This window comes from Cohnella hashimotonis (assembly GCF_030014955.1).
Classification (GTDB): Bacteria; Bacillota; Bacilli; order Paenibacillales; family Paenibacillaceae; genus Cohnella; species Cohnella hashimotonis.
In genome coordinates this window covers 8,459,935-8,483,597 of record NZ_JAGRPV010000001.1, presented here as the reverse complement: position 1 = coordinate 8,483,597, position 23,663 = coordinate 8,459,935, and the positions used below count along the sequence as shown (strand labels likewise).

Genomic DNA, 23,663 nt, shown 5'->3' with positions numbered 1-23,663 from the left:
AGCCGTACGCACGGAAAAAGCGGCCCGGAAGACGCATCTCCCGAAAGCCGCCGTATGCCTTATTGATGGGTGGTCGGATGCGAGGCCGTGACCGGAATCTGCCCCTTGAACATCCGGTTGATATCGCCCGCCAGACGGAGATAGAAGTCGGAGGATACCGCTACGCCGTCCGCATTGAGTGTCAGGAAGTACTGGTTCGTCGGGATCATCGCGCTGTTCTCCGCTGCCTTGGCAATTGCCGTTCCTTCGTCGTACTCGTCGAACATCGCGATATAGCCGGTGCTGATGCCGAGCTGCTTTAAACGATAGGCTTGCTGCCACATGAAGTCGCCATGCTGCCGGGGAATTTGATTCGTCGGACCCCCGTTCAGGTTGGACCAGGCGAAGCCGGGCCAGATGACGGGCTGATAGGCGATGTTGCGCTGCTGCGTATACGCGAGATCGGGCCCGTATTGGTTCGTACTGTAGTTGTCGACATCGGCATTGCCGAAGCGTCCTACGAACCACGGCGAGAGCATGTCGAGCGATTCGTATACGCTCATAAAATCGGGCTTCGAATCGTTGTTGCCCGTCCGCCAGTAAGTCGGCACGCCTCCGATCACATAGACGTTCTGCGCCTTGAACCAGTTGATCAGATTCTGGTGCTCGGCAGCCGTACCAGGCCGGTCGGTGAATCCGATTCCCCAGATGCAGACAACAATTTTGCCGTTCTGCTTCGCGTAGGCGCCTGAAGAGGTCAGATGCATATTGTTCACGACGTTCGTCGTCCAATCGTGCTTCACCGCGTTCAGCCAGTTGCTCGCATTCATCCCTGTAATATCATACATGACATAAAATTTGCGGTTGTAAGTCTCCGCAGCGTTCTTTACTTTTACGGCCACGCTGTCGCGGTTCGTCTTCCAGTTGTTCGGCGTATCGCTCTCGTCGGCCCCGAAGCGCTGCAGCGCCGCGCCGTCGATGTTGTACGTCTGCATCCATTCGAAGTGTTTGTTGACCGTCTCCTGGTCGTAGGAGGAGAACAGCTTCGCCTGCGTGCCGTTGCCGAGGTTCGCCAGATTCGTTTGATACAGCTTCGAATACTCGCGAATGTCCGGGTACAGCTCGAAGTTCACGTTCGAGCCGGCGGTCGGCGCGCTGCTGTTCTTGGACCAGTGGACCCATCCGCCGTTCGGCGAGCCGTCGCCCTGCGCGTTGAACCAGCCTTGGTAACCGGCGAACAGCTTGCCGACGACGTCGCCGCCGGAACTCGATGCTCCCGTGCCGAACTTGAACCAGTTGAGGTTAAAAAGGTTGCCCGCGCCGCCCACGAATTTAACGTACAAGTTGTGGATGCCCGTCGCGCCCGATATTTGCCCGCTTGCGGTCGTCCAGTTCTGCCAGCCGCCCGTGCCGCTCGCCGCGACGGTCCCGATCAGCGTTCCCGTCAAGCTGTCCAGCCGGAATTCAATCGTGCCGCCACTGGCCGCGCTTGCTATGCGCGCCTGAACGCTGGAGGCTCCGCTGCCGAAGTCCACGCCGTTAAACAGCAAATAGTCGCCGTTGTCGATGAAGCCCACATTCGACCCGCCGCCTACATCCGATGTCGGCTCCGTTTGGATGCCGGATTGGCCGTTGTAGGCTTCCGCCTCAATCTGGCTATAAGCCGACAGGCCCGAAGCAAACTTGAACCAGAGCAGGTTGAACAGATTGCCGCTGCCGCCTGTAAACTTCAAATACAGCGTGTGAACGCCGCTCGCGCCCGACGCGTTCGCCGTCACCGTCGTCCAATTTTGCCATCCCCCGGTGCCCTGGACCTGCGCTGTCGCGATCAGCGTCCCGTTTACGCCGTCGAGCCTCGCCTCGATCGCGCCGCCGCTCGCGTTGCTGGCGACGCGGACCTGGAACGTGCTCGCGCCGCTGCCGAAATCGATGCTCGGGAAAGCGATATAGTCGCCGTTGTCGATAAACGCGACGTTCTGTCCGCCTTCGCTCGACGTCTCCAGCTGAATGCCCGACTGGCTGCCGTACCCCGATGCCGCCGTCTGCACGAAGGCGGAAGCGGCGGATGCGATCGACGGAGACCAGGCCCATTGGCCGAGCAGCAATGCCGCCGCCAGCAGCGCCGCGAAGAAACGCGGCCATGTCAAACGAAAACGGTTGTTGACGTTCATTAATGCATGCCTCCTCGTTTGTTTGAAAGTTGCCGGACATTGCCGGCCCTGTGCGCATCATTTACGTATCGTGAAGCTCGCTTCGTCGCCCTGCTGCCTTTGATGCAGTGATGTCACGTGCTTTGAAGCAATGATGTCACGTGCCTTGATGCCTTGATGTTCCGCGCCTACACGCCAACACCACCGCCTCGGCCGTCCGCTTGCTAACCGCTGCGTCCCACCTCCCTCGCGATCGGCAGCTCGGGTGTGTAAGGGCTTTCAAATCTGTTGGCGCCGATCTTACAAAAGCTTACATCCGTTAAAGGTTATTGGTAAGGAGGCGATATTGAACTTAAGCGGACGATCCAAGCCTTTCCAGAGAGCTTGGGCGTTAGGCGGGAGGACAAGTTTGTTCCTAATCGAGACTTCCTGACGCCATCCCGCATACGAGAGTAAAAGTTTTTTTCTGGCTGTGACTTCCTAACGCAGCCCCGCATACGAGTTCAACCGTTTGTTCCTAACCGAGACTTTCTGGCGCAGTCCCGCATTCGAGAGTACGAGTTTGTTCCTAACCGAGATTTCTTGACGCAAATCGCATACGAGAGCACAAGTTTGTTCCTGACCGAGACCTCCTGCCGCCATCACGCATTCGAGAGCACCAGTTTGTTCCTGACCGAGACTTCACGACGCAACCCTGCATACGAGTTCACCAGTTTGTTCCTAACCGAGACTTCCTGCATACCCCGAGACCTCCCTGAGCCCGCTGGCTGCATGAAGATAAAACGCCTGAACGCAAAAAGAAGCAGCCCCCGCAGAGGCTGCTCCTTCCTTCTCCCGTTCCAGCGTTATTGCACCTTACGCGTCCAATGACGGTGCGCCTCGATCGCCTCGACGAACGACTTGGCGAAGGCCGCGTCCGGCGCAGCGGCGACGACGACGCCCGGCTCGTTCCACGCGGGCTGGTTGACCGAACCCGTCGCCTTGGCGCCAACGGGCGTCGGCGCGCCGACGCCCGCCGCGGTCAGCAGGTCCGCGCCTTCGCCGATCGCGGCGATCGGCTTGTAGTGGCGGTACGCCTGGCGGACAAAATCCACCGCCAGCGGCTGCGCCAGCAGCGCATCGACGTTCTCCCGGCCGCCCGCGACGTAGACCGCGTCGAACAGGACGGAGTCCGCCGACTCCAGATGGTGCATGACCTCGACCTGCCCGTCCGCGTCCGTCGGCAGGAAGCCGAGCTTCGTGCCGACGAGCTCCGCCGTGACGCCCGCCGCGGCGAGCGGCGCGAGCACCTCCTTCAGCTCGGCGTCCGCGAACGTCTTGGCCGTCAGCACGGCCACCTTGCGCGTCTTGGCCGACTTGGCCTTGTTCATGATGCTGAGCGCGGGCGACTTCATCGTCACCGCCGGCTGCGTCGTATCGGCCGGCGGCAGCGCCCCGATCGCGTCGGCGAGCTGCGCCGCGAGCCCCGGATCGACCTGCGCGAACACGTCGACCGTCCGCTGGCGCACGTCCTTGTTCATCACCTTGCTCAGCTCGAACTGGAACGCCTTGACGATATGCAGCTGCTCGACCTCGCTCAGGCTCTGATAGAACATCGCGGCTTGGCCGAAGTGGTCCTTGAAGCTGTCGCTGCGCGCGCGGACCTTGCGGCCTTCCACCTTCTCTTCGTAATGCTTGTACCCGCCCTCGGATTCAGGCGCAGGCGCAGGCGTGTTCCCAGCGATTCCGTTCTTGTGGTACGCAACCTGACCCGGATTGATCGTCATGCGCGCCATGCCGTCGCGTTGATTGTTGTGGACCGGCGCAACCGGGCGGTTGATCGGCAGCTCGTGGAAGTTCGGGCCGCCGACGCGCTTGAGCTGCGTATCGGTATAGGAGAACAGGCGCCCCTGCAGCAGCGGATCGTTGGAGAAGTCGATGCCCGGCACGACATGTCCCGGGTGGAAGGCGACCTGCTCCGTTTCCGCGAAGAAATTGTCCGTGTTGCGGTTCAGCGTCATTTTCCCGATCAGCCGCACCGGCACGAGCTCCTCCGGCCACAGCTTGGTCGGATCGAGGATGTCGAAGTCGAAGTTAAACTCTTCGTCCTCCTCGATCAATTGGACGCCGAGCTCCCACTCGGGGAAGTTGCCCTGCTCGATCGCGTCCCACAGGTCGCGGCGGTGGAAGTCCGGGTCCTTGCCCGCGATCTTCTGCGTCTCGTCCCAGACGGTCGAGTGCACGCCCAGCACCGGCTTCCAGTGGAACTTCACGAAGCGCGCCACGCCCTCGGCGTTGACCAGGCGGAACGTGTTGACGCCGAAGCCCTCCATCATGCGGTAGCTGCGCGGCAGCGCGCGGTCGCTCATCGCCCACATGACCATGTGCGCGGCCTCGGTGTTCGTCGTGACGAAATCCCAGAACGTGTCGTGTGCCGACTGCGCCTGGGGCACCTCGTTATGCGGCTCCGGCTTCACCGCGTGGATGAAGTCGGGGAATTTAATCGCATCCTGGATAAAGAATACCGGGATGTTGTTGCCGACGAGGTCGTAATTGCCTTCCTCGGTATAAAATTTAACGGCGAAGCCCCGCACGTCCCGTACCGTGTCGGCCGACCCGCGAGAGCCGGCGACAGTCGAAAAGCGGACGAATACCGGCGTCTTGACGGACGGATCCTGCAAAAAGCCGGCCTTCGTGATGTCCGCCTGCGGCTCGTATACTTGAAAGAACCCGTGCGCCCCGAAGCCTCTCGCATGCACGACCCGCTCCGGGATGCGCTCATGGTCGAAGTGCGTCATTTTCTCGCGGAAATGAAAGTCCTCCAGCAGCGTCGGTCCCCGCTCGCCCGCCTTAAGGGAAAACTCGTCCTCCGCCATGCGCAGGCCCTGGTTCGTCGTCAGCTTCTGCCCGGTCGCGTCCACCGTGAACTGCTCCAGCTGCTCGTCCTTCACTGTCTTCTCCGGCTTGCCGTCTTTTTTCTTCGCCATGCGCGCGCTTCCTCCTCGGTAATGGTCGTATTCACCGGCGTTTCCGACATATTCACCAGCGTTTCCTATGTAGCGACGGTTAACCGGAACTCTTTACCCGCGTTCGCAACGAGTTAAGCAGGCACGCCGAGCTAGTCGAGCCGAAGACTGGCTGCGCTTCGTTTTCGAACAACCCCGGCTTTGCTATACTTAGAGCACGAATATCGATCACGGAATCCAAGGAGGCGCCCTACATGACCCAGGACGACCAGCTCGCGGCGCTGAAGGCGCTGTCCAACGAAACGCGTCTCAACATTCTGTGCTGGCTGCGGGAGCCCGACAAGCAGTTCAGCCCCCAGCCCGCAGACGTGCAAGCGACGTTTCCCGGCGGCGTCTGCGTGGGCAGCATCCAGGAAAAGGCCGGGCTGACGCAGTCCGTCATCTCATCCTACCTGGCCTCCATGCAAAAAGCCGGACTGCTCGAATCGCGTCGGTGCGGACAATGGACATACTATAGGCGCAACGAGCGAGGAATCGCGTCGTTCCTGAGCGAATTGGCGGCACAGATGCAGGCGAAGACCGAATAGAAATAGTTGCTGCTTGCGTTCTCTCACGCCGATCTATATATTCATATTTATAGATATATAAAAATAAGGGCGATTGCCCCCAAGGAGAGAAAACGAATGAGCGCATCCCGAAATGCAGCACCGCTGTTTGAACCGTTCGCCCAAGGAAAATTGGAGCTCGGCAGCCGGATCGTCATGGCGCCGATGACCCGCGGCTTCTCGCCGAACGGCGTTCCCGGTCCCAACGTAGCCGGCTACTACCGCCGCAGAGCAGAAAATAACGTCGGCCTGATCATCACGGAAGGCACGGTGATTAACCATCCGGCGGCCGCGGCCGACCGGGACGTCCCTCATTTCTACGGCGAGGAGGCGCTCGAAGGTTGGGCGAACGTCGTCCGCGAGGTTCACGAAGCCGGCGGCAAGATCGTCCCGCAGATCTGGCACGTGGGCACGGCGCGTGAGCGCGAGAAGTTTCCCGAGTCCGATGCCGCGCCGATCGGTCCTTCTGGTCTGAGCCTGACCGGCCAGCCGGTATCGGAGCCCCTGACGACGGAAGAGATCCGAAGTCTCGTCGCGGGTTACGCGCAGGCGGCGGCCGACGCGAAGCGGATCGGCTTCGACGGCGTGGAGATCCACGGCGCGCACGGCTACTTGATCGATCAGTTTTTCTGGGAAAATACGAACAAGCGCACCGACGAATACGGCGGCGACCTGGTCGGCCGCACGCGGTTCGCGGTCGAAGTCATCGAAGCGGTCCGCACCGCCGTCGGGCCCGAATTCCCGATTATCTTCCGCTTCTCGCAGTGGAAGCCGGTGGACTACAACGCCAAGCTCGCGCCTACGCCGGAAGCGCTGGAGCAGTTCCTCGCCCCGTTGTCCGCGGCCGGCGTCGACATCTTCCATTGCTCCACGCGCCGCTTCTGGGAGCCTGAATTCGAGGGCTCCGAACTGAACCTGGCAGGCTGGACCAAGAAGCTGACCGGCAAGCCGACCATCACGGTCGGGTCCGTCGGCCTCGACTCCGAGTTCACGAGCCTCTTCGCCGAAGGCAAGGGCGCCGATAACGTGGGTCTGGACGCGCTCGTCGAACGCCTGGAACGCGGAGAGTTCGATCTCGTCGCGGTCGGCCGGGCGCTGCTGAACGATCCGGCATGGGCGAGGAAAATTCATGAGGACCGCACCGATGAACTTAAGGCGTTCGCGCGGGAAGCGCTCGGCTCGCTCAGCTAATATTCGCTATTGTAGGCGCGCGGAGCAGTCCGCGCGCCTCTTGCATGCTTCACGGACAATCTGCGTGTTATAATTCGAATGACGCGCCGCCCTGCGCGCGGAACATCCGATGAACAAAGGAGCTTATCCCCTTGACTCAAGTCCGCAAAGTCATCATCGACGCCGACACCGGCATCGACGATGCGCTCGCCATTTTATACGCGCTCAAGTCCCCCGCGCTCCGCGTCGAGGGCATTACCACCGTCTTCGGCAACGTGGACGTGCAGCAAGCCACGGAGAATACGCTGCGCGTCATCAAGCTGGCTTCGCCCGCTTACGAGGTGCCCGTCGCGATGGGCGCCGACCGTCCGCTGAAGCGGCCGCCGACCGGCTTCTCCGCGCACGTGCACGGGCATAACGGCATCGGCGAAGCCGAGCTTCCCCCGTCCGGGCAGCGGGCGGTCGCGGAGCGCGCCGAAGACTTCATCGTCCGCAAGGCCGACGAGCTGGACGGAGAGCTCGTCCTCATCACGCTCGGACGGCTGACGAACGTCGCGCTCGCCCTCGCCAAGGATCCCGGCCTGGCGCGCAAGATCAAACAGGTCTACGTGATGGGCGGCGCCGTTCAGGCCGCCGGCAACGTGACGCCGGTCGCCGAAGCGAACATCTGGGGCGACCCCGAGGCCGCCGACATCGTCTTCGCTTCCGGACTCGATATCGTGATGATTGGACTAGACGTTACGATGAAGACGCACCTCGCCCAGGAGCACCTGGACTTCCTGCAGCGGCGCTGCCGGCCGGAGAACCGCGAGATCGTCGAGTTCCTGCGGACCTCGATGGCCTATTACTTCGAGTTTTACCGGCAGGCCAACCACTTCGTCGACGCGGCGCCGATGCACGACCCGCTCACCGTGCTCGCTGCCGAAGAACCCGGCCTTGTGACCAACCGCACGATGCGCGTCACCGTCGAGTGCGAGAGCGCGCTGTGCGCCGGCATGACGGTCGCGGACCTGCGTCCGAGCCCGAGCGTCGGCACGCCGATTCAGGTCAGCATAGACGTCGACGCCAAGACGGCGGTCGGCAAGCTGCTGTCGGTTTTTATCTGATCCAAACGCAATCACAAGTCACCGATTCTGTCAGGCTGTACGATGACAGAATCGGTGACTTGTCTCACTTATAGGAGAATAACGATGACATTTAGAATGGAGGGGAGGCCAACTACCTGCAAAGGAGAACGTTTTCATGAACGATAAAAATAAAAAAATCGCGCTCGTCACGGGCGGCAATCAAGGCATCGGATTCGAGATCTGCCGCCAGCTCGGCCAAGCGGGCGTTCGCGTCCTCGTCGGCGCGCGGGATCTCGGCCGCGGGGCCGAAGCCGTCCGCATGCTGGTCGCCGAAGGCGCGGACGCAGCGAGCATCAGGCTGGACGTCACCGACCAGGACCACGCGCAAGCGGCTGCGGAAGCGATCGGACAGCGGTACGGAAGGCTGGACATCCTCGTCAACAACGCAGGCATTCTTCTGCCCGAGTCCCGCCCTAGCGAATCCGGCGCGGAGATCGTCCGCCAAGTATACGAGACCAACGTGCTTGGTGTCGTCCGCGTCACGCAGGCCATGCTCCCCTTGCTTCGCAAGTCGCAGAGCGGCCGGATCGTCAACATGTCGAGTTCGCTCGCCTCGCTGCAGCTGCACGGCGATCCGTCGTTCGAGCTGGGGACGTTCCTGATGCTCGGCTATAACTCGTCCAAGACGGCCGTCAACGCGCTGACCGTCATGTGGGCCAAGGAGCTCGCCGAGGCCGGCATCAAGGTCAATGCCGCGGATCCCGGCTACTGCGCGACCGCCATGACGGGTTATGCCTCCCCCAGGTTCGCTTCCGAAGGCGCGAGGACGCCCGTCCGCCTCGCGCTGCTCCAGGACGACGGTCCGAGCGGCGGCTTTTTCGGAGACAAGGGTCCGATCCCTTGGTAATGCGGGGCCCGGCTCCGCTTTTTAAATGATGATCTCCTCGATGTTGAGATGCCGCTCCCGCTTCAGGTCGATGAAGCTGCCGCCGACCTTCACGAGCGGGTGCATGTCTTCTTGCGGGTCCAGGTAGACGACCTCTCCCCAGCGTCCGTCGCTCAGCTTGACCTGACGGCCCAGCAAGTGCCGGATGATCTGCTCGAGGAACACGCCCACAATGTACGGATCCAGCTCTCCGAACGAGCCGTTGCGCATCTCGCTGACAACCCTGTAAAATGGCATCGGCTCGTGATAGGGACGCCTGGAGGACATCGCGTGGAAAATGTCGGCTACCGCCACGACCCGGCTCATCGGGTCCATCTCATTGTTCCGGATGCCATACGGGTAGCCGCGTCCGTCGTCGCGTTCGTGATGCTGCAGAGCGACCGCCGCCACGCGCGGATCGATTTTCCGGTTCGCCTTCAGAATCTCGTAGCCGTACACGGTATGCAGCTTCATCTCCGCATACTCGTCCGCTGTCAGCCTGCCCGGCTTGAGCAGAATCTCGTCGGGAATCCTGACCTTCCCAACGTCGTGCAGCGACGCGGCCAGCGACAGCAGGGCGACCTCGTCGTCCCCCCATCCCAGCCAGCGGCCGATCAGCGTGGAGAGCACGCTGACGCCGATGTTATGCTGATGCGTATATTCGTCCTTCGCTTTAACCGTATGGAACAGGCTGAACATGTCCTTGTTCTGCGAGATCTGCAAGACCATCGGCGTCAGCGTGTGCTCGATCTCCTCCGGATCGAGATGGCCGGCCTCCCGTACCCGCTCGAACATCTCCCTCGTGAACTGCACGGCCTGCGACATCATCGAGGCCGAATCCGCGTCCTGCGACGGTCTGTCCGTCCCTTCGGCCAGGCGAACCTCATCGGGATCCACCCGGTAATTTTCCAACAAATCGATATGCGCCTTCTCGAGTGCAACTCCTGCCGGCACGAGCACCAAGCCGTTGTGGACGATATCGTGCTTGACCATCTTGCCCAGGAGCTCGGCATGTCTCATCGGGCTTTCCTCCTGTCGTCCATTTGATTTTTTGGACGCCTCTTCCAGTTTAAACAATTCGGCCTCTCACTTAAAGAGAACAAAATGATACCGGATGCGACGGACGCCCCGGGATGATTGGCCGGAACGGACCGCGGGTAATGGAGGATATCAAAGCGATGCATGAGCCGGAAGGAGGGTGCAGCGATGTCCATGCCCGAGCGTTATCTGGGTCACTCGGAGCTGCTTGAGGAAGACTACGAGCGTCCGCTAGAAAGCGATCCCGTCGCCGTCTCGTTCATCGAGTACTCCGCTTACTTTGCGATACTGCTTGGTTTGCTTTACTTCCTTGCCCAATACGTGCTTCCGAGTTTTCAATATTAGACTAGGAGGGTTCGGCTATGTCCATCGAACAGCGCAATGTTGAATTCGAGCAACACAACGTAGAAAAGAAGTACGATTCCAGCCTCGTCGCCTCGACCTTCATCAAGTATGCCGCGTACGTCCTCATCTTCTTCGGCGTTTTGTATTTCCTGGCCCGCTATATCATTCCGAAGTTTTGAGTTCAGATCTGGAGCTTGACGCCATGAAAAAGCAGGCAAGGCCGAGCGCCCCTTCGAAGTCAGGGACGCTTGGCCTTGCCTGCTTGCCGTTCGCCTGGATTCATTCGTCTTCCGGCAGGTGCGACGCGCAAAAGGCAGCCAGCTCGGCAAGCTCTTCGGGCTCCGCATCCAGCGCCAGGTAACGGTTCGTCGTCTTTTCCATCCAGTCGCACGTCAAGATATCCGACGTCCCGTCTTCGACCTTATAGACGATCCGCGCGTATACGCCTTGCTCCGAATAAAGCTCGTCCTCCTCTTCCACCTCGACCTCCAGCTTGAACTCGTATCTCCGTCCGCTCAGGATGCCGAACGGATCCTTGACCAGCTCGACCGAATATGCCGTTATGTTCATCTGTTGTCCTCCCTTAATTTAGCCGTCTTAACAGTATACAATGCCGCCACGCGAATACAACCGGCCGAAGCGGCGTCTATTCCCGGCGGGATCCGTCAATACTGACCGTTAAAGGGAGGCTGGGCGGCGCCATGGGAGATGCCAACGATCAGCGGCAGGAGAACGAGCGGTTTTTCGAGGAAGTAAAGCGCAAATATTTGGCCGATATGAAAACGCGGTTCGGCTTCACGGACCTGCAGGCAACGCAAGCGGAGAGCCTGGCGAATTGGGCGTTCGACAGCGGCTTCGGAAGCGGCGTCAGCTATGCGCGTTATGAGGATGCGATGTCCCTGCTGCGGCCGGGACGGAGAGCATGACAGGCAGGAGAGTCTGACGGGCGCCCGTCAGACTCTTTTTTTGACCGGGTGGCGGCCTGGCGGGAATCCCTGTCCGCCGCCGGCCCCTGCTTGCCGGCGCTTCGCTTCATCGAGCAGACGAGCGACCCTGGCCTTGTCCCGCATGATCCGTTCGATATCGAACATGACGGGGATCAGCGCGGAAGTCGGCCCTTGCATGACCGGTCCCCGCTGCTCGATGCCGAGCCCGAAGACGATCCGGAGCATGCGGTACAGCCTGCGCTCGATGAGCGCGATATAATAGCGGGGCGCGAAGCGCTCCGCATGATCGTAGAAAATCTCGAGGAATGTGCCGAAGCGTCCCTGACGCTGATAAGCCTCTGCAATGCACAACTTGTCGATCTCCCAGATGCGATAAGGGGATTCCCGAATCTCCGGCTCCGACGAGAAGGGATGCTTGTACGGACCTTCGACCGTGCTGCGCGGGTTGCCCGGACGATAAGGGATAAATTCGATCGTTCCGATCGTTCGGCGGCGGACAAAGGGCATGCGCCCTCCGCGCAACAGTACGTATCGAACCCCTTCCTTGGCGCAGGGATCGTTGCCCCACCCGTATTTGCTGCAGAAAAACGCCCAGGTCCTGCGGAACGAACGGTCCTGGCGCTTGCTTCCGACAAGCGCGTACATCGCGACTCCCCCTTATGTCAGGCAATTCCGAGCGCGGAGCCCGTCCGGCTCCGCCCCGGGTGAGGTTGACAGCCGACAAGCGCCGCCTCACCTCGCGCCGGGAACTGCGCGAGGTCGCGCACTTCCGCTCGGCCCTGCCCGGCAAGTCAGTGCCGCGGCAGCCGGGCAATGCCGATGCAGCCGCGGCGCAGCAAGCTGTCGTGCCGTCTAGCTGTCCAACTCAGGCGGGCAATCTTCGCCCCCGCCACCGCCAGGACCGCCGCCGCCCGGAGGATGTATCGGCGGGAAGAACTTCATCGTCATCCTGACTTCGAGCACCTCGAGCACCGGACTCTCCCAATCCTTTTTCATAGAAACGGCTCCCTTCCAATCAGAATGTAGGTCTTCCTATTCAGATACAATATGTATCATCAAAGGCAAATTCAGATTAGCACCGCTCTATGAGACTGTCAATAGAAAAAACCGATTCTAGCGAATCGGTACTTGGCGCTTCTTTTCCTATTTTGCCGGCTGCATCCAACGGTGTCATGCCCTTGCTCCCAGCCGGATTACGTCGATCGAACCAGATGCTCCCTCGTCAGGCTGTAAATGCGGTGATGCTCCCAAATGCCGTTGATTTTCAAGTAATATTCGGCCAGCCCCTCGTATTGGAATCCGTTTTTTTCAATGACGCGGATCGAAGCCCGGTTGCGCGGCATGACCGCCGCCTGAATGCGATGTAGCCCCGCCTGGCCGAAAGCGAAATCCACCGCTAGCCCGAGCGCCTCCGTCATGAGGCCGCGGCCGCCTTCCGCCTCGTCCATATAGTAGCCCACCGTGCAGCTTTCCCATGCGCCTCGCACGACATTGCTCAGGTTTATGCGGCCGACCAGCTTTTCCCGGTCCCGTAGAAAGATCCCGAAGCCGTATCCGCTTCCTTGCGCCCAATGCAGCTCTTCCTGGTCGAGCATGTCGCGGATTCCCGCAGGCGTGAATTCCCGATCGGCGCGAATCGGCTCGAACGGCTCGAAAAACGCGCGATTGCGGCGCCGCAGCTCCAGCAGCGCAGTCGCATCCCCCGCCTTCAGTCTGCGTAAGTGTACGTCTGACATCGTTATTCCGCTCCTTTCTCCATTGCAAAATAAAAGCCCCGCCTCTCCGAAGAAAGGCGAAGCCGTTCGGGCACCCCGCCCGTCGCTTTAATCCAATGTCGCTTCGTCGGGGCCGAGCTCGCCGGTCGGCCACGTCTCTTGCAGCCCGTGCACGACGATATCCAGACCGTCCGAGCCATGCTGCTGCGCGGACATTCGGATGCCGTCGGGCAGCGGCTCGCCGGTCAGCAGCCGGCAGGCCATCTCCGGGTCGTTCAGCGCGAGCAGCCGGAATGCTTCGTCCTCCGCCGCGCGCTCCTTGATTTTGTTCACATAGGCGTACGCTTGCTCCAATGACCAGCTCATGGCCGTCACTCCTCGCTAATCGGATTTCCGGTACTGCTCATTATTTATCCAGAAATCCGCCCCGCATACCACCCGTCCTCCGAAACGTCCGCGCAATCGCCGTTTAGACGACCGTACTCGCCGTACGAGCCTGTCTTTAAACTTTGATCTCCAGCAGCTCGTACTGAATCATGCCCACCGGCGCTTCGACGCTGACCGCATCGCCTACGGACTTGCCCATCAGCGCCTTGCCGAGCGGGCTCTCGTAAGAGATCTTGGAGGCCAGGACGTCGGCTTCGGCCGGTCCTACGATCCGGTACTCGATAATCTCGTCGAATTCCTTATCCCTGAGCACGACCGTCGAGCCGACGGATACCGAATCCGCTCCGACGCTTTTGACGACGCGCGCCTTTTTCAGCATACGATCGATCGTCAGAATACGCGTCTCCATAAAAGCTTGCTCTTCCTTCGCGGAGTGGTACTCGCTGTTCTCCTTCAAGTCGCCGTAGCTGATCGCCGTCTTGATCCGCGCCGCCAGCTCCCTGCGCTTCACCGTCTTCAGTTCCTCCAGTTCCTGCTCCAGCTGCGCCAATCCTTCTGCGGTCAATATCACTTCATCGGGTACCATGGGTCTGCCTCCATTATTGTTGAGTTTAATTGCGTAACGCCGCCCTGATCGGCAAAAAAAGTTCGGTTTTGTAAGCATGGTTACAGAACTGACCGGCCCGCATCGACGATAATGGAGGGCGAAGCCGTTCAAAGGAGAAACCCTTATGTACCGAACCTTCAAAAAAATGCTGCTCATCGGCCTCTGCGGCGCGCTCGCGCTTGCCGTCGCTTGGCATCTCGTGAACGAAGCTTTTTGGAACGTCCCTCCCGAGCGGCAGGTGTCTTCTTCCTCGCTCAAAGAGAGCCCTTGAGTCGTTCGAACAACTCATTATAGCATAGCCTAATCTTCGTTTCCGCGCGCAAGCCCAAGCCTTGGCGTCGGACCGTTGACAAACGGACCGATGTGCTTTATTTTTGTTGTACATACAAATGAATGGAGAGATACACGATGACGGACGCTTTGCCCGATGAAGGCTTCCTGCAAAGCTGCCTGTTTTTCACCGCCAATCGGCTCGGCCGGGCGATCACGCGAATCGCCGAAGAGGAGTTCGCGCCGACCGGCCTGACCCCAATGTACGGCTATGCGATTCGGCTCGTCAACGGAAGGCCCGGCATTACGCAGAAGGAGTTGGCGGAAAAGCTCAGCATCGCGCCGTCCACGCTGACTCGGTTCGTCGACAAGCTCGAGACCAAGCAGCTCGTCCGCCGAAGCGTGCAGGGAAAGACGGTGCTGCTCTATCCGATGCCCAAGGGGCAGGCGTTGGAGGGCGAGATCCGGCTTGCCTCGAAGCGCTTGAAGGCGAGATATAAAGAGATTCTGGGCGATGTCGCCGCCGATGCGCTGTCCGACGGCATCTTGACGGCAGGCACGCGTTTGGAAAAGGGGGGGAGCCGCCGATGAGCGCGAAGCGTGAGCCTGGCAAGAATGATGCGGTTGAAACGGGCGAAGGCGTGGGGAGCGGTTCGGCGAGCGAAGGTAGCGAGAGCGTTGCGGCAGGCGAAGGTACTGTGGACGGCGCAGGGGGCGAAGGCAGTACGAGCGGCGTAGCGGACGAAAGCAGTACGAGCGGCGCAGCGGACGAAAGCAGTACGAGCGGCGCAGCGGACGAAAGCATGGAGAGCGGCCCAACGAACGGCAAATCATACAGGCGCCGCCGAAGATTCCACTACGGCTGGACCGTGCTTGCCGTCACCTTCGCCACGCTGATCGTGTCGGCCGGCGTCCGTTCGATGCCCAGCATCTTCATGCTGCCCTTCGAGCAGGAATTCGGCTGGAGCCGCGGGGGCATCTCGAGCGTCATCTCCGTCGGCATCCTGCTGTACGGCCTCATGGGTCCTTTCTCCGCGGCGCTGCTCTTGCGCTTCGGCATTCGCCGCATGACCGTGCTGTCGCTGGCCGTACTCGCGGCCGGTCTGCTGGTTACGCCTTACATGACGGCGCTGTGGCAGTTCGAACTGCTGTGGGGCGTCGTGTCGGGGCTCGCAACCGGCATGATGGCCAACGTGCTCGGCGTTACGGTTGCAGGCCAGTGGTTCGCGCATCGTCGCGGACTTGTCGTCGGCATTCTGACGGCCAGCGCGGCGACCGGACAGCTGCTGTTCCTGCCGCTGCTCGCGAGCATCACGGAGGCGGCGGGCTGGCGAAACGCCGTCTACGCGTCGGTCGGCGCGACGCTTGTCGTGCTGGCCGCCGTCGCGATCTGGATGCGCAACCATCCCTACGATGTAGGCGCCGCTCCGTACGGCGAGACACAGATCGCGAAGCCCGTGCCGTTTCGCGGCAACCTGTTTCTCGCACCGCTTGCCGCCCTGCGGGAAGGCGCGCGCACAAAGACGTTCTGGCTGCTCAGCGGCACGTTTTTCTTTTGCGGCTTCTCCACGAACGGCCTGATCGGCGCCCATCTCATTCCCGCTTGCGGCGACTTCGGCATCCCCGAGGTGACAGCCGCGGGCATGCTCGCCCTGATGGGCATGTTCGACCTCGTCGGAACGACGCTCTCCGGCTGGCTGTCCGACCGCTTCGACAGCCGCAAGCTCCTGTTCTGGTATTACGGCCTGCGCGGCCTGTCCTTGCTGTTCCTGCCCTACGCCTTGGGCGCGGGCCAGCCGCAGCTCACGCTGTTCACCGTCTTCTACGGGCTCGACTGGATCGCCACCGTCCCGCCGACCGTCAAGCTGTCGCAGGACGCCTTCGGCAAGGAGCGGGCCGGCATGATCTTCGGCTGGGTCGTCGTCACCCACCAGCTCGGCGCCTCCGTGGCCGCCTATGCGGCCGGCACCGTCCGGGAGTGGCTGGGCAGCTACCAGGTGCCGTTTTTCGCGGCAGGCTTCGTTTGTCTGGTTGCCGCGCTTATGGCGCTTCGCATCGCGAAGCAGCGCGCGGTCGTGCGCGGAGCGGCGGTCTGAAGCGTGTGATACTTGCGCGTCGCGAAGTAGCGAACCCCTTGCGCGGCGTGGCGGCCTGACGCAGCAGCATGTTCGCCCGAAAAGCGGCCTGAGACGCATGGCGATTGGCAGAGCATAGCGAGATACAGCGTTTTGAAGGCGCTGCGGATACAAGTAGAAGGCCTTTGCGTCTCGCAAACCGATGATCCGGAAGTTGCGAGCCGCAAGGGCCTTTCGTGCACCATAACGCGAGCGGGATTGCTGCATATATGCATCTATTTACTGGCCGCCGACCATGACTACAGCAATACCTGCATATCTGCAGGTAAATTGGGTCGAAGCCGATTTTTGATGACAATCCTGTTAAAATAGATGCACATTTGCATTTATTTTGGGTAATCCGCTGCCTCGTAAGGAATTTACCTGCTGATATGCAGTTATTCAAGCGATACAAGCCGAGCCAGCGGTACCCCTCCGGCAGCAGCAGTTTCTGCGGACTCCGAAATACGCGGAACACGCGGAACATGTGGACTACGCGGAACGCGCGTAACACGCGCAATACGTGGAACACGCGGAATACGTGGAACACGCAGACTATGCGGGCACGCGCGTAACATGCGCATTACGCGGAACACGCGGAACATGTGGACTACGCGGAACGCGCGTAACATGCGGAATACGCGGAACACACGCGATTCACGGCTCCGGTTGCGCAGTGCCTACAGCGGTTTTCTCATTCGCCGCCCCTGCTTCCGCCCTACCACTCCTGCCGCGCCAGCAGCGACGACAGGAACACCAGCGCGAGCCCCTGGCCCCAGCCCTGGATGCGCTTTTCAGACGTGTCCTTATAACCTTGGACGTCGCGCATGACGGCGGTGCCGGCCGATACGCCGGAGACCATGCCGTCCTCGGTGATGCTATCCAGAATGCCGCGCACGGAACGGGTTACGTACTTGTTGTACAGACGCCCGCGCGACAGCAGCGCCGCGGCGATCCCTGCCGAGCCCGACGTCTCGAAATACGACGACGGATCGTCCAGCACGGTGTGCCACAGCCCCGTCTCCTCGTCCTGCAGCCGCACGAGCGTGCTGAGCTGATCCCGCAGCGAGCCCTCGATGATCATAAACGACGCATGGTGCACGTCGACGAGCTCGAGCGCGCGCGCCATCGTCAGCGCCGCCCAGGCGTTGCCCCGCGCCCAGAAGACGCCGGACATATGCGAGCCCCCAAGATTGTCCCAGCCGTGATAGTACAGGTTCGTCTTCGGATCCTGCAGGCAGTTCTCGTGACCGTGATATTGGCGAATGCCGTCCATGATGTAGTCCTGTCGGCCGAGCAGATGACCGACCCGCAGCAGGAAGTAGCCCGCCATGAACATCGTGTCCACCCATGCCTGCTCAGGGAAGTCGTACGTATGCGAGTTGACCGTATGCTGGAAGATGCCTTCCCCGAAGCGCACCGCCTCGTGCGTGAGGAACTCCGCCATTTCCGTCGCTTTGTCCAGATACAGCTGCTCGCCCGTCGCCTTGTGCAGCGTAAGCAGCGAATGGCCCACCGAGACCGCGTTGACCGTCAACTTGGGAATGCCGTCCTCCAGCTGTTCGTCGACCCACGCCTTTAACTTTTCCAAATACGCCTTGTTGCCTGTCGCCTCGTAGGCTTCGCATACGCCGTAAAAGGCGACGCCCGCCGGCCAGTCCCAGTTGAAGTCCATGCGAAACGTGCGGTCGACCACCCTATCGATGGCCGCGCGCACTTCCGCCTCGTCGAATTGCAATGCCGGCATGTCCGTTTCCCCCTTGGCGCTGATCATTATTTGAGACCGCTGGTGCTGATGCCTTCCACGATATAGCGCTGGAAGACGAAGAAGATGAGAAAGATCGGGACGAGCGACAGCGTGGCCATCGCGAACATGCCGCCCCAGTTGTTGACCGAATCGCCGTCGAGGAACATTTTGAGCGCCAGCGAGACCGGGTACAGCTTCGGATTGTTGAGGTACAGCAGTGGGTTGATGAAGTCGTCCCATCTCCAGTAGAAGGAGAAAATCGCGGCGGTGACGATCGACGGCACGATGAGCGGCAGGACGATGCGGAAAAAGATGCCGTATTTGCTGCAGCCGTCCATCTTGGCCGCCTCGTCGAGATCGTGCGGGATCGTGCGGATGAACTGCATGATGAGAAATACGAAGAACGGTACGGCGAAAAATTGCGGCACGATGACCGGTTTGAACGACGACAGCCAGCCGATCTTGGAGAACATGACGTACTGCGGAATCATCGTCACGTCATGCGGCAGCATCATCGTCATCATCATGCAGGCGAACCAGAAGCCCTTGCCGGCGAACGGGATGCGCGCAAATCCGTAAGCGACGACCGCCGAAGAGGCAACCGCGCCGATCGTCGATACGACCACGATGATGAGCGAGTTTTTAAAGAACGTCGTGAACGTATTGCCCGCAAAACCGGCCCAGCCGCTGCGGTAGTTCTCCCAGGCGATCCGGCTCGGGATCAGATTGTACGCCTGCGAGAAAATCTCGCCGTTGGGCTTCAGGGAACTGGAGATCATCCACAGAATCGGATAGATCATGACGAGCGCGAGGAGACCGACGACGAGGTGGAACAATATCGGTTTCCATCTCTTTCTCGGATTGGCCTTCAGCCTCGTTTGCGCGGGACTGGTCGTCAGCATCGCTTTTGCCGGTATCGCCATCTTAGCTCTCTCCCTTCGACTCGTAGTGGACCCAGTACTTGGACGTCTGGAACAGAATCAGCGCGATGATGCCGACCGTCAGCAGCATGACCCAGGCCATGGCGGAGGCGTAACCCATTTGGGTAAATTGGAAAGCGCGTTTGTACAGGTACAGCGAGTAGAGCAGGGTACTGTCGAGCGGGCCGCCTTCGCCGCGGGAGATGACGTAAGCCGGGGTGAAGGTCATGAACGCTGAGATCGTCTGCATGATCAGGTTGAACAGGATGATCGGGCTCAGAATCGGCAGCGTAATCTTGAAGAAGCGACGGACGGCGCCGGCGCCGTCCACGTTCGCGGCTTCGTGCAGCGATGCAGGAATGCTCTTGAGGCCGGCAAGGAAGATGAGCATCGAGGAGCCGAACTGCCAGACCGAGAGGGCGACAAGCGTCCAGATCGCGGTGCCCGGCGAACCGATCCAGGATGTTGTCGCGTGGGCGCCGAACAGGTTCAGGAACGAGTTGAGCAGGCCTTTGTCGCCGAACACCTGTGTCCACATGATCGATACGGCGACGCTGCCGCCGATGAGCGAAGGCAAATAGTAAGCTGAGCGATACAGGCCGATGCCCCCGATCGCCTTGTTCAGCAGCATCGCCACCGCCAGCGCGAACGCCAGCCGCAGCGGCACGCTCGCGACCACGTACGTGAACGTGACACTCACCGATTTCCAATATTGATCGTCGCCGGTGAACATCGTCTTATAGTTGTCGAACCCGACCCAATTCGGCGCCTCGAACAGGTTGTAGTCGGTGAACGAATAATACAGCGATGCCAGCATCGGGAACATCGTGAAGATCAGAAAGCCGATAATAAAGGGCGCGGTGAACAAGTATCCGACCAAATGGTTGTTTTCGCGGAACTTCGTCATCTCGATCACTCCTAACTAGGTCGCGTACGGGAATGTAAGCGTATACCTTATACTTCAATTATAAATTTCGAGCCAGAAACCAGAAGGCAAAAATCCGTTCTCTTTGTTCAAAAAACAGGCCTCTCCCGCGGAGTTGAAAAAGAATGCCGGGGAGCGGGTGTCCGCTAATTGCTGATCTGCGTCTTCATTCGGGCGATTCGGCCGCTGACCAGCGCAAAGTGCCGCAAAAAAAGCCGGCCCCGCGCGATTGCTCGCGCCAGGACCGGCACCTTGCCGCCCGATGACCGGGCGGCTTGACGTCACTTGTTTTTCGCCAGGATCGCATTCGCTTTCTCGCGGAATTCCGCGGCGCCCTTTTCGACGGTAATCTGCTTATACAAAATCTTCTCGACCTCGGCCTTGAGGAGCGCGTCGACTTCGACGGCGCCGACCGGGTTCGGCGGGTTCATCTCGCTGCTGTTTTTCTCCGCCCAAGCGACGTAGTCGAATACTTTGGTCTGCTCCGGCGTCAGATTCGGACGGATTGCTTCCTGCACCTTGGACGACACGGGCACGCCGCGCTCGCCGAGGATAACCTTGTTCGCTTCGACGTCGTTGATAAAATAGTTGATGAAGTCGATGGCCGCGTCCTTCACCTTGGACGAATTGGCTACGGTAAAGTACATGCTCGGCTTCAGGAAGAGCGCCTTGTTCGTATCCCAGCCCGGGACCGGCAGCAGATCGAGATCGCGCTTGGCCGCGGCGGAGATGCCGATGAACTGGTTGGACCACTGGTTCGACGACAGCGCCGTGCCGAGCGCCACGAGATCCTCTTCGGGCGTTCCCTTGCTCTGCGACAACTTATCGAGCGACATCGTGTAGCCTTTGTCGTACCATTGCTGATATTTGTTGTAGTAATCGATAAAGAGCTTGTCGTCGTCGTAGCCGAGCTTCGTGCCGTCGGCCGCATACATCAGCTTGCCCTGGCCGCGCAGGTAGAACGGGAAGAAGACGTCGTGGCGCAGATCGGAGAACAGCAGCTTGCCCTGTGCCTTGGCCTTGTCGCCAAGCGCGGCGAATTCATCCCAGGTCCAGCCCTTGTCGGCCGCCGGCTCCTCGATGCCGAGCGACTTCAGCATCGCCGGGTCGACCATCATCGTGAGCGCATTGGAGCCCGCGTTCATCGCGTACAGCTTGCCGTCGATCTTGCCGCCGGCCAGCGTCGTCTCGGCCACAGCGCTCACGTCGAGCTTGCCGCTCTCGGTGTAAGGCGTCAGATCGGCCAGCTGATTGCGTCCCGCGTACTGGTTAAGGTAAGAGATATCCATCTGGATGACGTCGGGCAGCTGATTGGCGGCCGCTTGCGGAGCGAGCTTCTTCCAGTAATCGTCGAACGCCGCGTACTCAGGCTCGATCGTCACGTTCGGATGCAGCTTTTCGTACATATCGATGACCTTAAGCGTGTAGTCGTGGCGCGATTGTCCGCCCCACCAGGCTACGCGCACCGTGACCGGCTTGTCGTCGCTCTTCGCCGTCGCGCTCGCGCTGCTTCCTGCGCTGCCGGATGCGGCTGCGTTGCCCGCGTTGTTATCGTTGTTCCCGGAGCCGCACGCGGCAAGGCCGATCATCAAGCTCGCGGCAACCAGCGTCGTCGTTAATTTCTTCATATTTCGTTCCTCCCCCAGGATCGATGAAGTCCGTCATTGATAGTGCTTACATTTACTATTATTGCGTTTATGCGGGAGGATTTTAACTCAAAAAACAGAGGTGTTTGTATAAAAAACAGAGTATCGGAAAGCGCTTTAACGAGGCTTGCTGGCGCCTGAGCGCAATTCCGTCATGCACTATCCTTGTGCACGATCGCGATGTCAGTTACCCGCAAGCCTTCGCACAACGCCACCATGCACATATTTGGTGCACGATAGAGAGGTCGGCCATCACTACGACTGCGGGCGGCCCCATCGTGCACTATTCTTGTGCACGATCGCGATGTCAGTTACCCGCAAGCCTTCGCACAACGCCACCATGCACATATTTAGTGCACGATTGCGAGGTCGACCATCATCACGACTGCGCGCGGCTCCATCGTGCACTATTCTTGTGCACGATCGCGGCGTCAGTTACCCGCAAGCCTTCGCACAACGCACCATGCACATATTTAGTGCACGATTGCGAGGTCGACCATCATCACGACTGCGCGCCGTGCCCCTCACGGCTCCGTCATGCACTATATCTGGGCATGCAGCCGCAAGTTCGGACGCCCGCGCCCCGCTCACCCCAGGCTCCTGATATATTCGGACGGCGTGCAGCCCGCATACTTTTTGAAAATCTGGCTGAAATACTGCGGATTGTCCCCGAAGCCCAGCCGCTCGGCCAGCTCGAATATTTTCACGTCGGGCTCTGCCGAGATGTCCGCCATCGCCTGCTTGATGCGCGACTGGGTGACGAAGGCGGAAAATTTCTCGCCCGTTTCCTTTTTGAAAAGCTTGCCCAGATAGTCTGCGTTCATGTACAGCATCTCCTGGGCCACCCAGTTCAACGACAGCTCCGGATTGCCGAGCTGCTCCTCGACGATCGCAATCACCTTTCGCACGATCGCGCTGTGCTTGTTCACGTTCTGCTGGTAGTTCCAGCGCGCGATTCCCTGGGCCGCCTCTTCGAGAAAAGCTTGGATCGCGTGAAGCGACGTCAGTTCTACCAGTGCGGGGATCCGCTGATAATAGTCGCCCATTCGGCCGGGCTCGCACAGCCGGATCAGCGCGACGAACTGCTGGAGCACGTACGACTTGGCGACGCCGATGTCGAGCTGGGCTTCCTTCAGTCCCCCGATGAACTCGGCCAGCGCGGCCTCGGCCTCCTCGAGATGGCCCGAACGCACAGCCATGCACAGCCGCTCCTCGTCGAACGCGAACGAGTCGTCCCTGCTCGGCAGGAGCGTGTCCTTGCGCGTAATCAGGCTACCTTCCTCAACGTAGAAGCCGTAGTTCAGGCAGGACAACGTCTCCCTGTATAAGCCGCGGGCGTTGGTGATGTGATCGGGCTCGCTCAGCGCAATGGTCGCCTTCAGTTTGTAGTAGTCTTGGAAAATATCGCGTATGCGGCCCAGCTTGTGCTGGAGCTCTTCGCCCTCGCCGTCGTCTTCCTCCCGAATGACCAGCAGCACATGGTCGCCGATGGTCGTGCTGAGCAGCGGCTGTGCGAGCACGTCTCCGGCGATGTTCCGGATCGCGAACAGATGCTCGAACTCGAACGGCGGCTGCAGCTGGAACAAAATGAGCCTCACCCGGTAATCGTAGTCCAGCTTGAACAGCTGTCTGTACCGCTCCCAGTCCCGAATCCCGAACGTTTTGTTCGTCACGAATTCCTTGAGGAACTGCTCTTTGACGTGCGGCATGACGGCGTCCATCTCCGTCTTCATCTGCTGCAAAAACGCTTCGCGCCGCTCCTCCTGGCCGAGTTCGGCGATCAACTCGGCGAGCGCGCCGGCGATCTTGTGCTCGTTGGTCGGCTTGAGCAGGTAATGCTTCACCCCGTGCTGCATCGCGCGGCTCGCGTATTCGAATTCGCCGAAGCCGGACAGCACGATAAACCGGATATGCGGGTACGCCTCGCTCGCCTTTTCCACCAGCTGCAGGCCGTCCATGACCGGCATCTTAACGTCCGTGATGACGATATCCGGCGCGAGCTCCCCGATTCGCTCGAACGCCTCCGCCCCGTTGCGCGCCGTGCCCGCGAGCGTTGTCCCCGCCGAAGCCCAGTCCACGATGCGGGAGATTCCGTCCAATATGAGCCGTTCGTCGTCTACCAGCAATACCTTGTACATGGTCAGTCCTCCTTCGTACCGTT

24 protein-coding genes are annotated in these 23,663 nt (G+C 60.3%); 10 read left to right on the top strand and 14 right to left on the bottom strand.

Going from position 1 to position 23,663, the window contains the following annotated elements; translation table 11 throughout:
* Positions 1-59: 59 nt before the first annotated feature.
* Both KB449_RS33895 and KB449_RS33890 read right to left on the bottom strand, forming a co-directional pair.
* Positions 60-2,150: a carbohydrate-binding protein gene (locus KB449_RS33895; protein ID WP_282912572.1), complete on the bottom strand. Its 2,091-nt coding sequence runs from the start codon at positions 2,148-2,150 to the stop codon at positions 60-62.
* 824 nt (positions 2,151-2,974) lie between these two features.
* Entirely contained in the window at positions 2,975-5,095 is a 2,121-nt protein-coding gene (locus tag KB449_RS33890) for a catalase (protein WP_282912571.1), read from the bottom strand.
* Positions 5,096-5,328: 233 nt separating this feature from the next.
* On the opposite strand from KB449_RS33890, the gene KB449_RS33885 reads away from it, so the two are divergent.
* From KB449_RS33885 to KB449_RS33870, 4 genes are all read left to right on the top strand, one after another.
* The gene (locus KB449_RS33885) at positions 5,329-5,661 is read left to right on the top strand and encodes an ArsR/SmtB family transcription factor (protein ID WP_282912570.1); all 333 of its coding nucleotides are present in this window, start codon (positions 5,329-5,331) and stop codon (positions 5,659-5,661) included.
* A gap of 96 nt (positions 5,662-5,757) precedes the next feature.
* The gene (locus tag KB449_RS33880; RefSeq protein ID WP_282912569.1) at positions 5,758-6,870 is read left to right on the top strand and encodes an NADH:flavin oxidoreductase; all 1,113 of its coding nucleotides are present in this window, start codon (positions 5,758-5,760) and stop codon (positions 6,868-6,870) included.
* A 131-nt stretch (positions 6,871-7,001) separates the two neighbouring features.
* A complete protein-coding gene (locus KB449_RS33875; protein WP_282912568.1) occupies positions 7,002-7,955 on the top strand; it encodes a nucleoside hydrolase in 954 nt (317 codons plus the stop codon).
* Between the two features lie 136 nt (positions 7,956-8,091).
* On the top strand, positions 8,092-8,823 hold the full coding sequence (locus tag KB449_RS33870; protein ID WP_282912567.1) for an SDR family oxidoreductase: 732 nt from the start codon (positions 8,092-8,094) through the stop codon (positions 8,821-8,823).
* A 21-nt stretch (positions 8,824-8,844) separates the two neighbouring features.
* On the opposite strand, the gene KB449_RS33865 is transcribed toward KB449_RS33870, so the two are convergent.
* On the bottom strand, positions 8,845-9,861 hold the full coding sequence (locus tag KB449_RS33865) for an HD-GYP domain-containing protein (RefSeq protein WP_282912566.1): 1,017 nt from the start codon (positions 9,859-9,861) through the stop codon (positions 8,845-8,847).
* Positions 9,862-10,047: 186 nt separating this feature from the next.
* On the opposite strand from KB449_RS33865, the gene KB449_RS33860 reads away from it, so the two are divergent.
* Together KB449_RS33860 and KB449_RS33855 are read left to right on the top strand one after the other, a co-directional pair.
* A complete protein-coding gene (locus tag KB449_RS33860) occupies positions 10,048-10,224 on the top strand; it encodes a hypothetical protein (RefSeq protein ID WP_282912565.1) in 177 nt (58 codons plus the stop codon).
* A gap of 17 nt (positions 10,225-10,241) precedes the next feature.
* A complete protein-coding gene (locus KB449_RS33855) occupies positions 10,242-10,403 on the top strand; it encodes a hypothetical protein (protein WP_282912564.1) in 162 nt (53 codons plus the stop codon).
* Positions 10,404-10,503: 100 nt separating this feature from the next.
* On the opposite strand, the gene KB449_RS33850 is transcribed toward KB449_RS33855, so the two are convergent.
* Positions 10,504-10,794 (bottom strand): DUF6509 family protein, encoded by a 291-nt coding sequence (locus tag KB449_RS33850; protein ID WP_282912563.1) that lies wholly within the window; start codon positions 10,792-10,794, stop codon positions 10,504-10,506.
* 131 nt (positions 10,795-10,925) lie between these two features.
* On the opposite strand from KB449_RS33850, the gene KB449_RS33845 reads away from it, so the two are divergent.
* Entirely contained in the window at positions 10,926-11,150 is a 225-nt protein-coding gene (locus tag KB449_RS33845) for a hypothetical protein (RefSeq protein WP_282912562.1), read from the top strand.
* Positions 11,151-11,177: 27 nt separating this feature from the next.
* On the opposite strand, the gene KB449_RS33840 is transcribed toward KB449_RS33845, so the two are convergent.
* From KB449_RS33840 to greA, 5 genes are all read right to left on the bottom strand, one after another.
* Positions 11,178-11,816, bottom strand: coding sequence for a hypothetical protein (locus KB449_RS33840; protein ID WP_282912561.1), 639 nt, complete (start codon positions 11,814-11,816; stop codon positions 11,178-11,180).
* Positions 11,817-12,023: 207 nt separating this feature from the next.
* Entirely contained in the window at positions 12,024-12,167 is a 144-nt protein-coding gene (locus KB449_RS33835; protein WP_282912560.1) for a paeninodin family lasso peptide, read from the bottom strand.
* A gap of 197 nt (positions 12,168-12,364) precedes the next feature.
* Positions 12,365-12,907 (bottom strand): GNAT family N-acetyltransferase, encoded by a 543-nt coding sequence (locus KB449_RS33830; protein WP_282912559.1) that lies wholly within the window; start codon positions 12,905-12,907, stop codon positions 12,365-12,367.
* Between the two features lie 87 nt (positions 12,908-12,994).
* Positions 12,995-13,252 (bottom strand): hypothetical protein, encoded by a 258-nt coding sequence (locus KB449_RS33825; RefSeq protein WP_282912558.1) that lies wholly within the window; start codon positions 13,250-13,252, stop codon positions 12,995-12,997.
* Positions 13,253-13,388: 136 nt separating this feature from the next.
* On the bottom strand, positions 13,389-13,859 hold the full coding sequence (greA, locus tag KB449_RS33820) for a transcription elongation factor GreA (protein WP_282912557.1): 471 nt from the start codon (positions 13,857-13,859) through the stop codon (positions 13,389-13,391).
* A gap of 145 nt (positions 13,860-14,004) precedes the next feature.
* On the opposite strand from greA, the gene KB449_RS33815 reads away from it, so the two are divergent.
* From KB449_RS33815 to KB449_RS33805, 3 genes are all read left to right on the top strand, one after another.
* Positions 14,005-14,151, top strand: coding sequence for a hypothetical protein (locus KB449_RS33815; protein WP_282912556.1), 147 nt, complete (start codon positions 14,005-14,007; stop codon positions 14,149-14,151).
* Positions 14,152-14,288: 137 nt separating this feature from the next.
* Positions 14,289-14,741, top strand: coding sequence for a MarR family winged helix-turn-helix transcriptional regulator (locus KB449_RS33810; protein WP_282912555.1), 453 nt, complete (start codon positions 14,289-14,291; stop codon positions 14,739-14,741).
* A 212-nt stretch (positions 14,742-14,953) separates the two neighbouring features.
* On the top strand, positions 14,954-16,246 hold the full coding sequence (locus KB449_RS33805; protein ID WP_282912971.1) for an MFS transporter: 1,293 nt from the start codon (positions 14,954-14,956) through the stop codon (positions 16,244-16,246).
* Positions 16,247-16,982: 736 nt separating this feature from the next.
* Here KB449_RS33805 and KB449_RS33800 read toward each other — a convergent pair.
* The 5 genes from KB449_RS33800 to KB449_RS33780 form a co-directional block, all read right to left on the bottom strand.
* Positions 16,983-18,011: a glycoside hydrolase family 88/105 protein gene (locus KB449_RS33800; RefSeq protein ID WP_282912554.1), complete on the bottom strand. Its 1,029-nt coding sequence runs from the start codon at positions 18,009-18,011 to the stop codon at positions 16,983-16,985.
* A gap of 26 nt (positions 18,012-18,037) precedes the next feature.
* Positions 18,038-18,913: a carbohydrate ABC transporter permease gene (locus KB449_RS33795; protein ID WP_434082572.1), complete on the bottom strand. Its 876-nt coding sequence runs from the start codon at positions 18,911-18,913 to the stop codon at positions 18,038-18,040.
* A gap of 22 nt (positions 18,914-18,935) precedes the next feature.
* A complete protein-coding gene (locus KB449_RS33790) occupies positions 18,936-19,838 on the bottom strand; it encodes a carbohydrate ABC transporter permease (protein WP_282912553.1) in 903 nt (300 codons plus the stop codon).
* Between the two features lie 299 nt (positions 19,839-20,137).
* Positions 20,138-21,484 carry an ABC transporter substrate-binding protein gene (locus KB449_RS33785; RefSeq protein WP_282912552.1) on the bottom strand — a complete coding sequence of 449 codons (1,347 nt, stop codon included), beginning with the start codon at positions 21,482-21,484 and terminating at the stop codon, positions 20,138-20,140.
* A gap of 605 nt (positions 21,485-22,089) precedes the next feature.
* On the bottom strand, positions 22,090-23,640 hold the full coding sequence (locus KB449_RS33780) for a response regulator (protein ID WP_282912551.1): 1,551 nt from the start codon (positions 23,638-23,640) through the stop codon (positions 22,090-22,092).
* Positions 23,641-23,663: the final 23 nt, after the last annotated feature.

Bases quoted from the DNA above. Each gene is read 5' to 3' on its own strand.
- KB449_RS33895 (WP_282912572.1), bottom strand. From the start codon at position 2,150: ATGAACGTCAACAACCGTTTTCGTTTGACATGGCCGCGTTTCTTCGCG.
- KB449_RS33890 (WP_282912571.1), bottom strand. From the start codon at position 5,095: ATGGCGAAGAAAAAAGACGGCAAGCCGGAGAAGACAGTGAAGGACGAG.
- KB449_RS33885 (WP_282912570.1), top strand. From the start codon at position 5,329: ATGACCCAGGACGACCAGCTCGCGGCGCTGAAGGCGCTGTCCAACGAA.
- KB449_RS33880 (WP_282912569.1), top strand. From the start codon at position 5,758: ATGAGCGCATCCCGAAATGCAGCACCGCTGTTTGAACCGTTCGCCCAA.
- KB449_RS33870 (WP_282912567.1), top strand. From the start codon at position 8,092: ATGAACGATAAAAATAAAAAAATCGCGCTCGTCACGGGCGGCAATCAA.
- KB449_RS33865 (WP_282912566.1), bottom strand. From the start codon at position 9,861: ATGAGACATGCCGAGCTCCTGGGCAAGATGGTCAAGCACGATATCGTC.
- KB449_RS33860 (WP_282912565.1), top strand. From the start codon at position 10,048: ATGTCCATGCCCGAGCGTTATCTGGGTCACTCGGAGCTGCTTGAGGAA.
- KB449_RS33855 (WP_282912564.1), top strand. From the start codon at position 10,242: ATGTCCATCGAACAGCGCAATGTTGAATTCGAGCAACACAACGTAGAA.
- KB449_RS33850 (WP_282912563.1), bottom strand. From the start codon at position 10,794: ATGAACATAACGGCATATTCGGTCGAGCTGGTCAAGGATCCGTTCGGC.
- KB449_RS33845 (WP_282912562.1), top strand. From the start codon at position 10,926: ATGGGAGATGCCAACGATCAGCGGCAGGAGAACGAGCGGTTTTTCGAG.
- KB449_RS33840 (WP_282912561.1), bottom strand. From the start codon at position 11,816: ATGTACGCGCTTGTCGGAAGCAAGCGCCAGGACCGTTCGTTCCGCAGG.
- KB449_RS33835 (WP_282912560.1), bottom strand. From the start codon at position 12,167: ATGAAAAAGGATTGGGAGAGTCCGGTGCTCGAGGTGCTCGAAGTCAGG.
- KB449_RS33830 (WP_282912559.1), bottom strand. From the start codon at position 12,907: ATGTCAGACGTACACTTACGCAGACTGAAGGCGGGGGATGCGACTGCG.
- KB449_RS33825 (WP_282912558.1), bottom strand. From the start codon at position 13,252: ATGAGCTGGTCATTGGAGCAAGCGTACGCCTATGTGAACAAAATCAAG.
- greA (WP_282912557.1), bottom strand. From the start codon at position 13,859: ATGGTACCCGATGAAGTGATATTGACCGCAGAAGGATTGGCGCAGCTG.
- KB449_RS33815 (WP_282912556.1), top strand. From the start codon at position 14,005: ATGTACCGAACCTTCAAAAAAATGCTGCTCATCGGCCTCTGCGGCGCG.
- KB449_RS33810 (WP_282912555.1), top strand. From the start codon at position 14,289: ATGACGGACGCTTTGCCCGATGAAGGCTTCCTGCAAAGCTGCCTGTTT.
- KB449_RS33805 (WP_282912971.1), top strand. From the start codon at position 14,954: ATGGAGAGCGGCCCAACGAACGGCAAATCATACAGGCGCCGCCGAAGA.
- KB449_RS33800 (WP_282912554.1), bottom strand. From the start codon at position 18,011: ATGCCGGCATTGCAATTCGACGAGGCGGAAGTGCGCGCGGCCATCGAT.
- KB449_RS33795 (WP_434082572.1), bottom strand. From the start codon at position 18,913: ATGCTGACGACCAGTCCCGCGCAAACGAGGCTGAAGGCCAATCCGAGA.
- KB449_RS33790 (WP_282912553.1), bottom strand. From the start codon at position 19,838: ATGACGAAGTTCCGCGAAAACAACCATTTGGTCGGATACTTGTTCACC.
- KB449_RS33785 (WP_282912552.1), bottom strand. From the start codon at position 21,484: ATGAAGAAATTAACGACGACGCTGGTTGCCGCGAGCTTGATGATCGGC.
- KB449_RS33780 (WP_282912551.1), bottom strand. From the start codon at position 23,640: ATGTACAAGGTATTGCTGGTAGACGACGAACGGCTCATATTGGACGGA.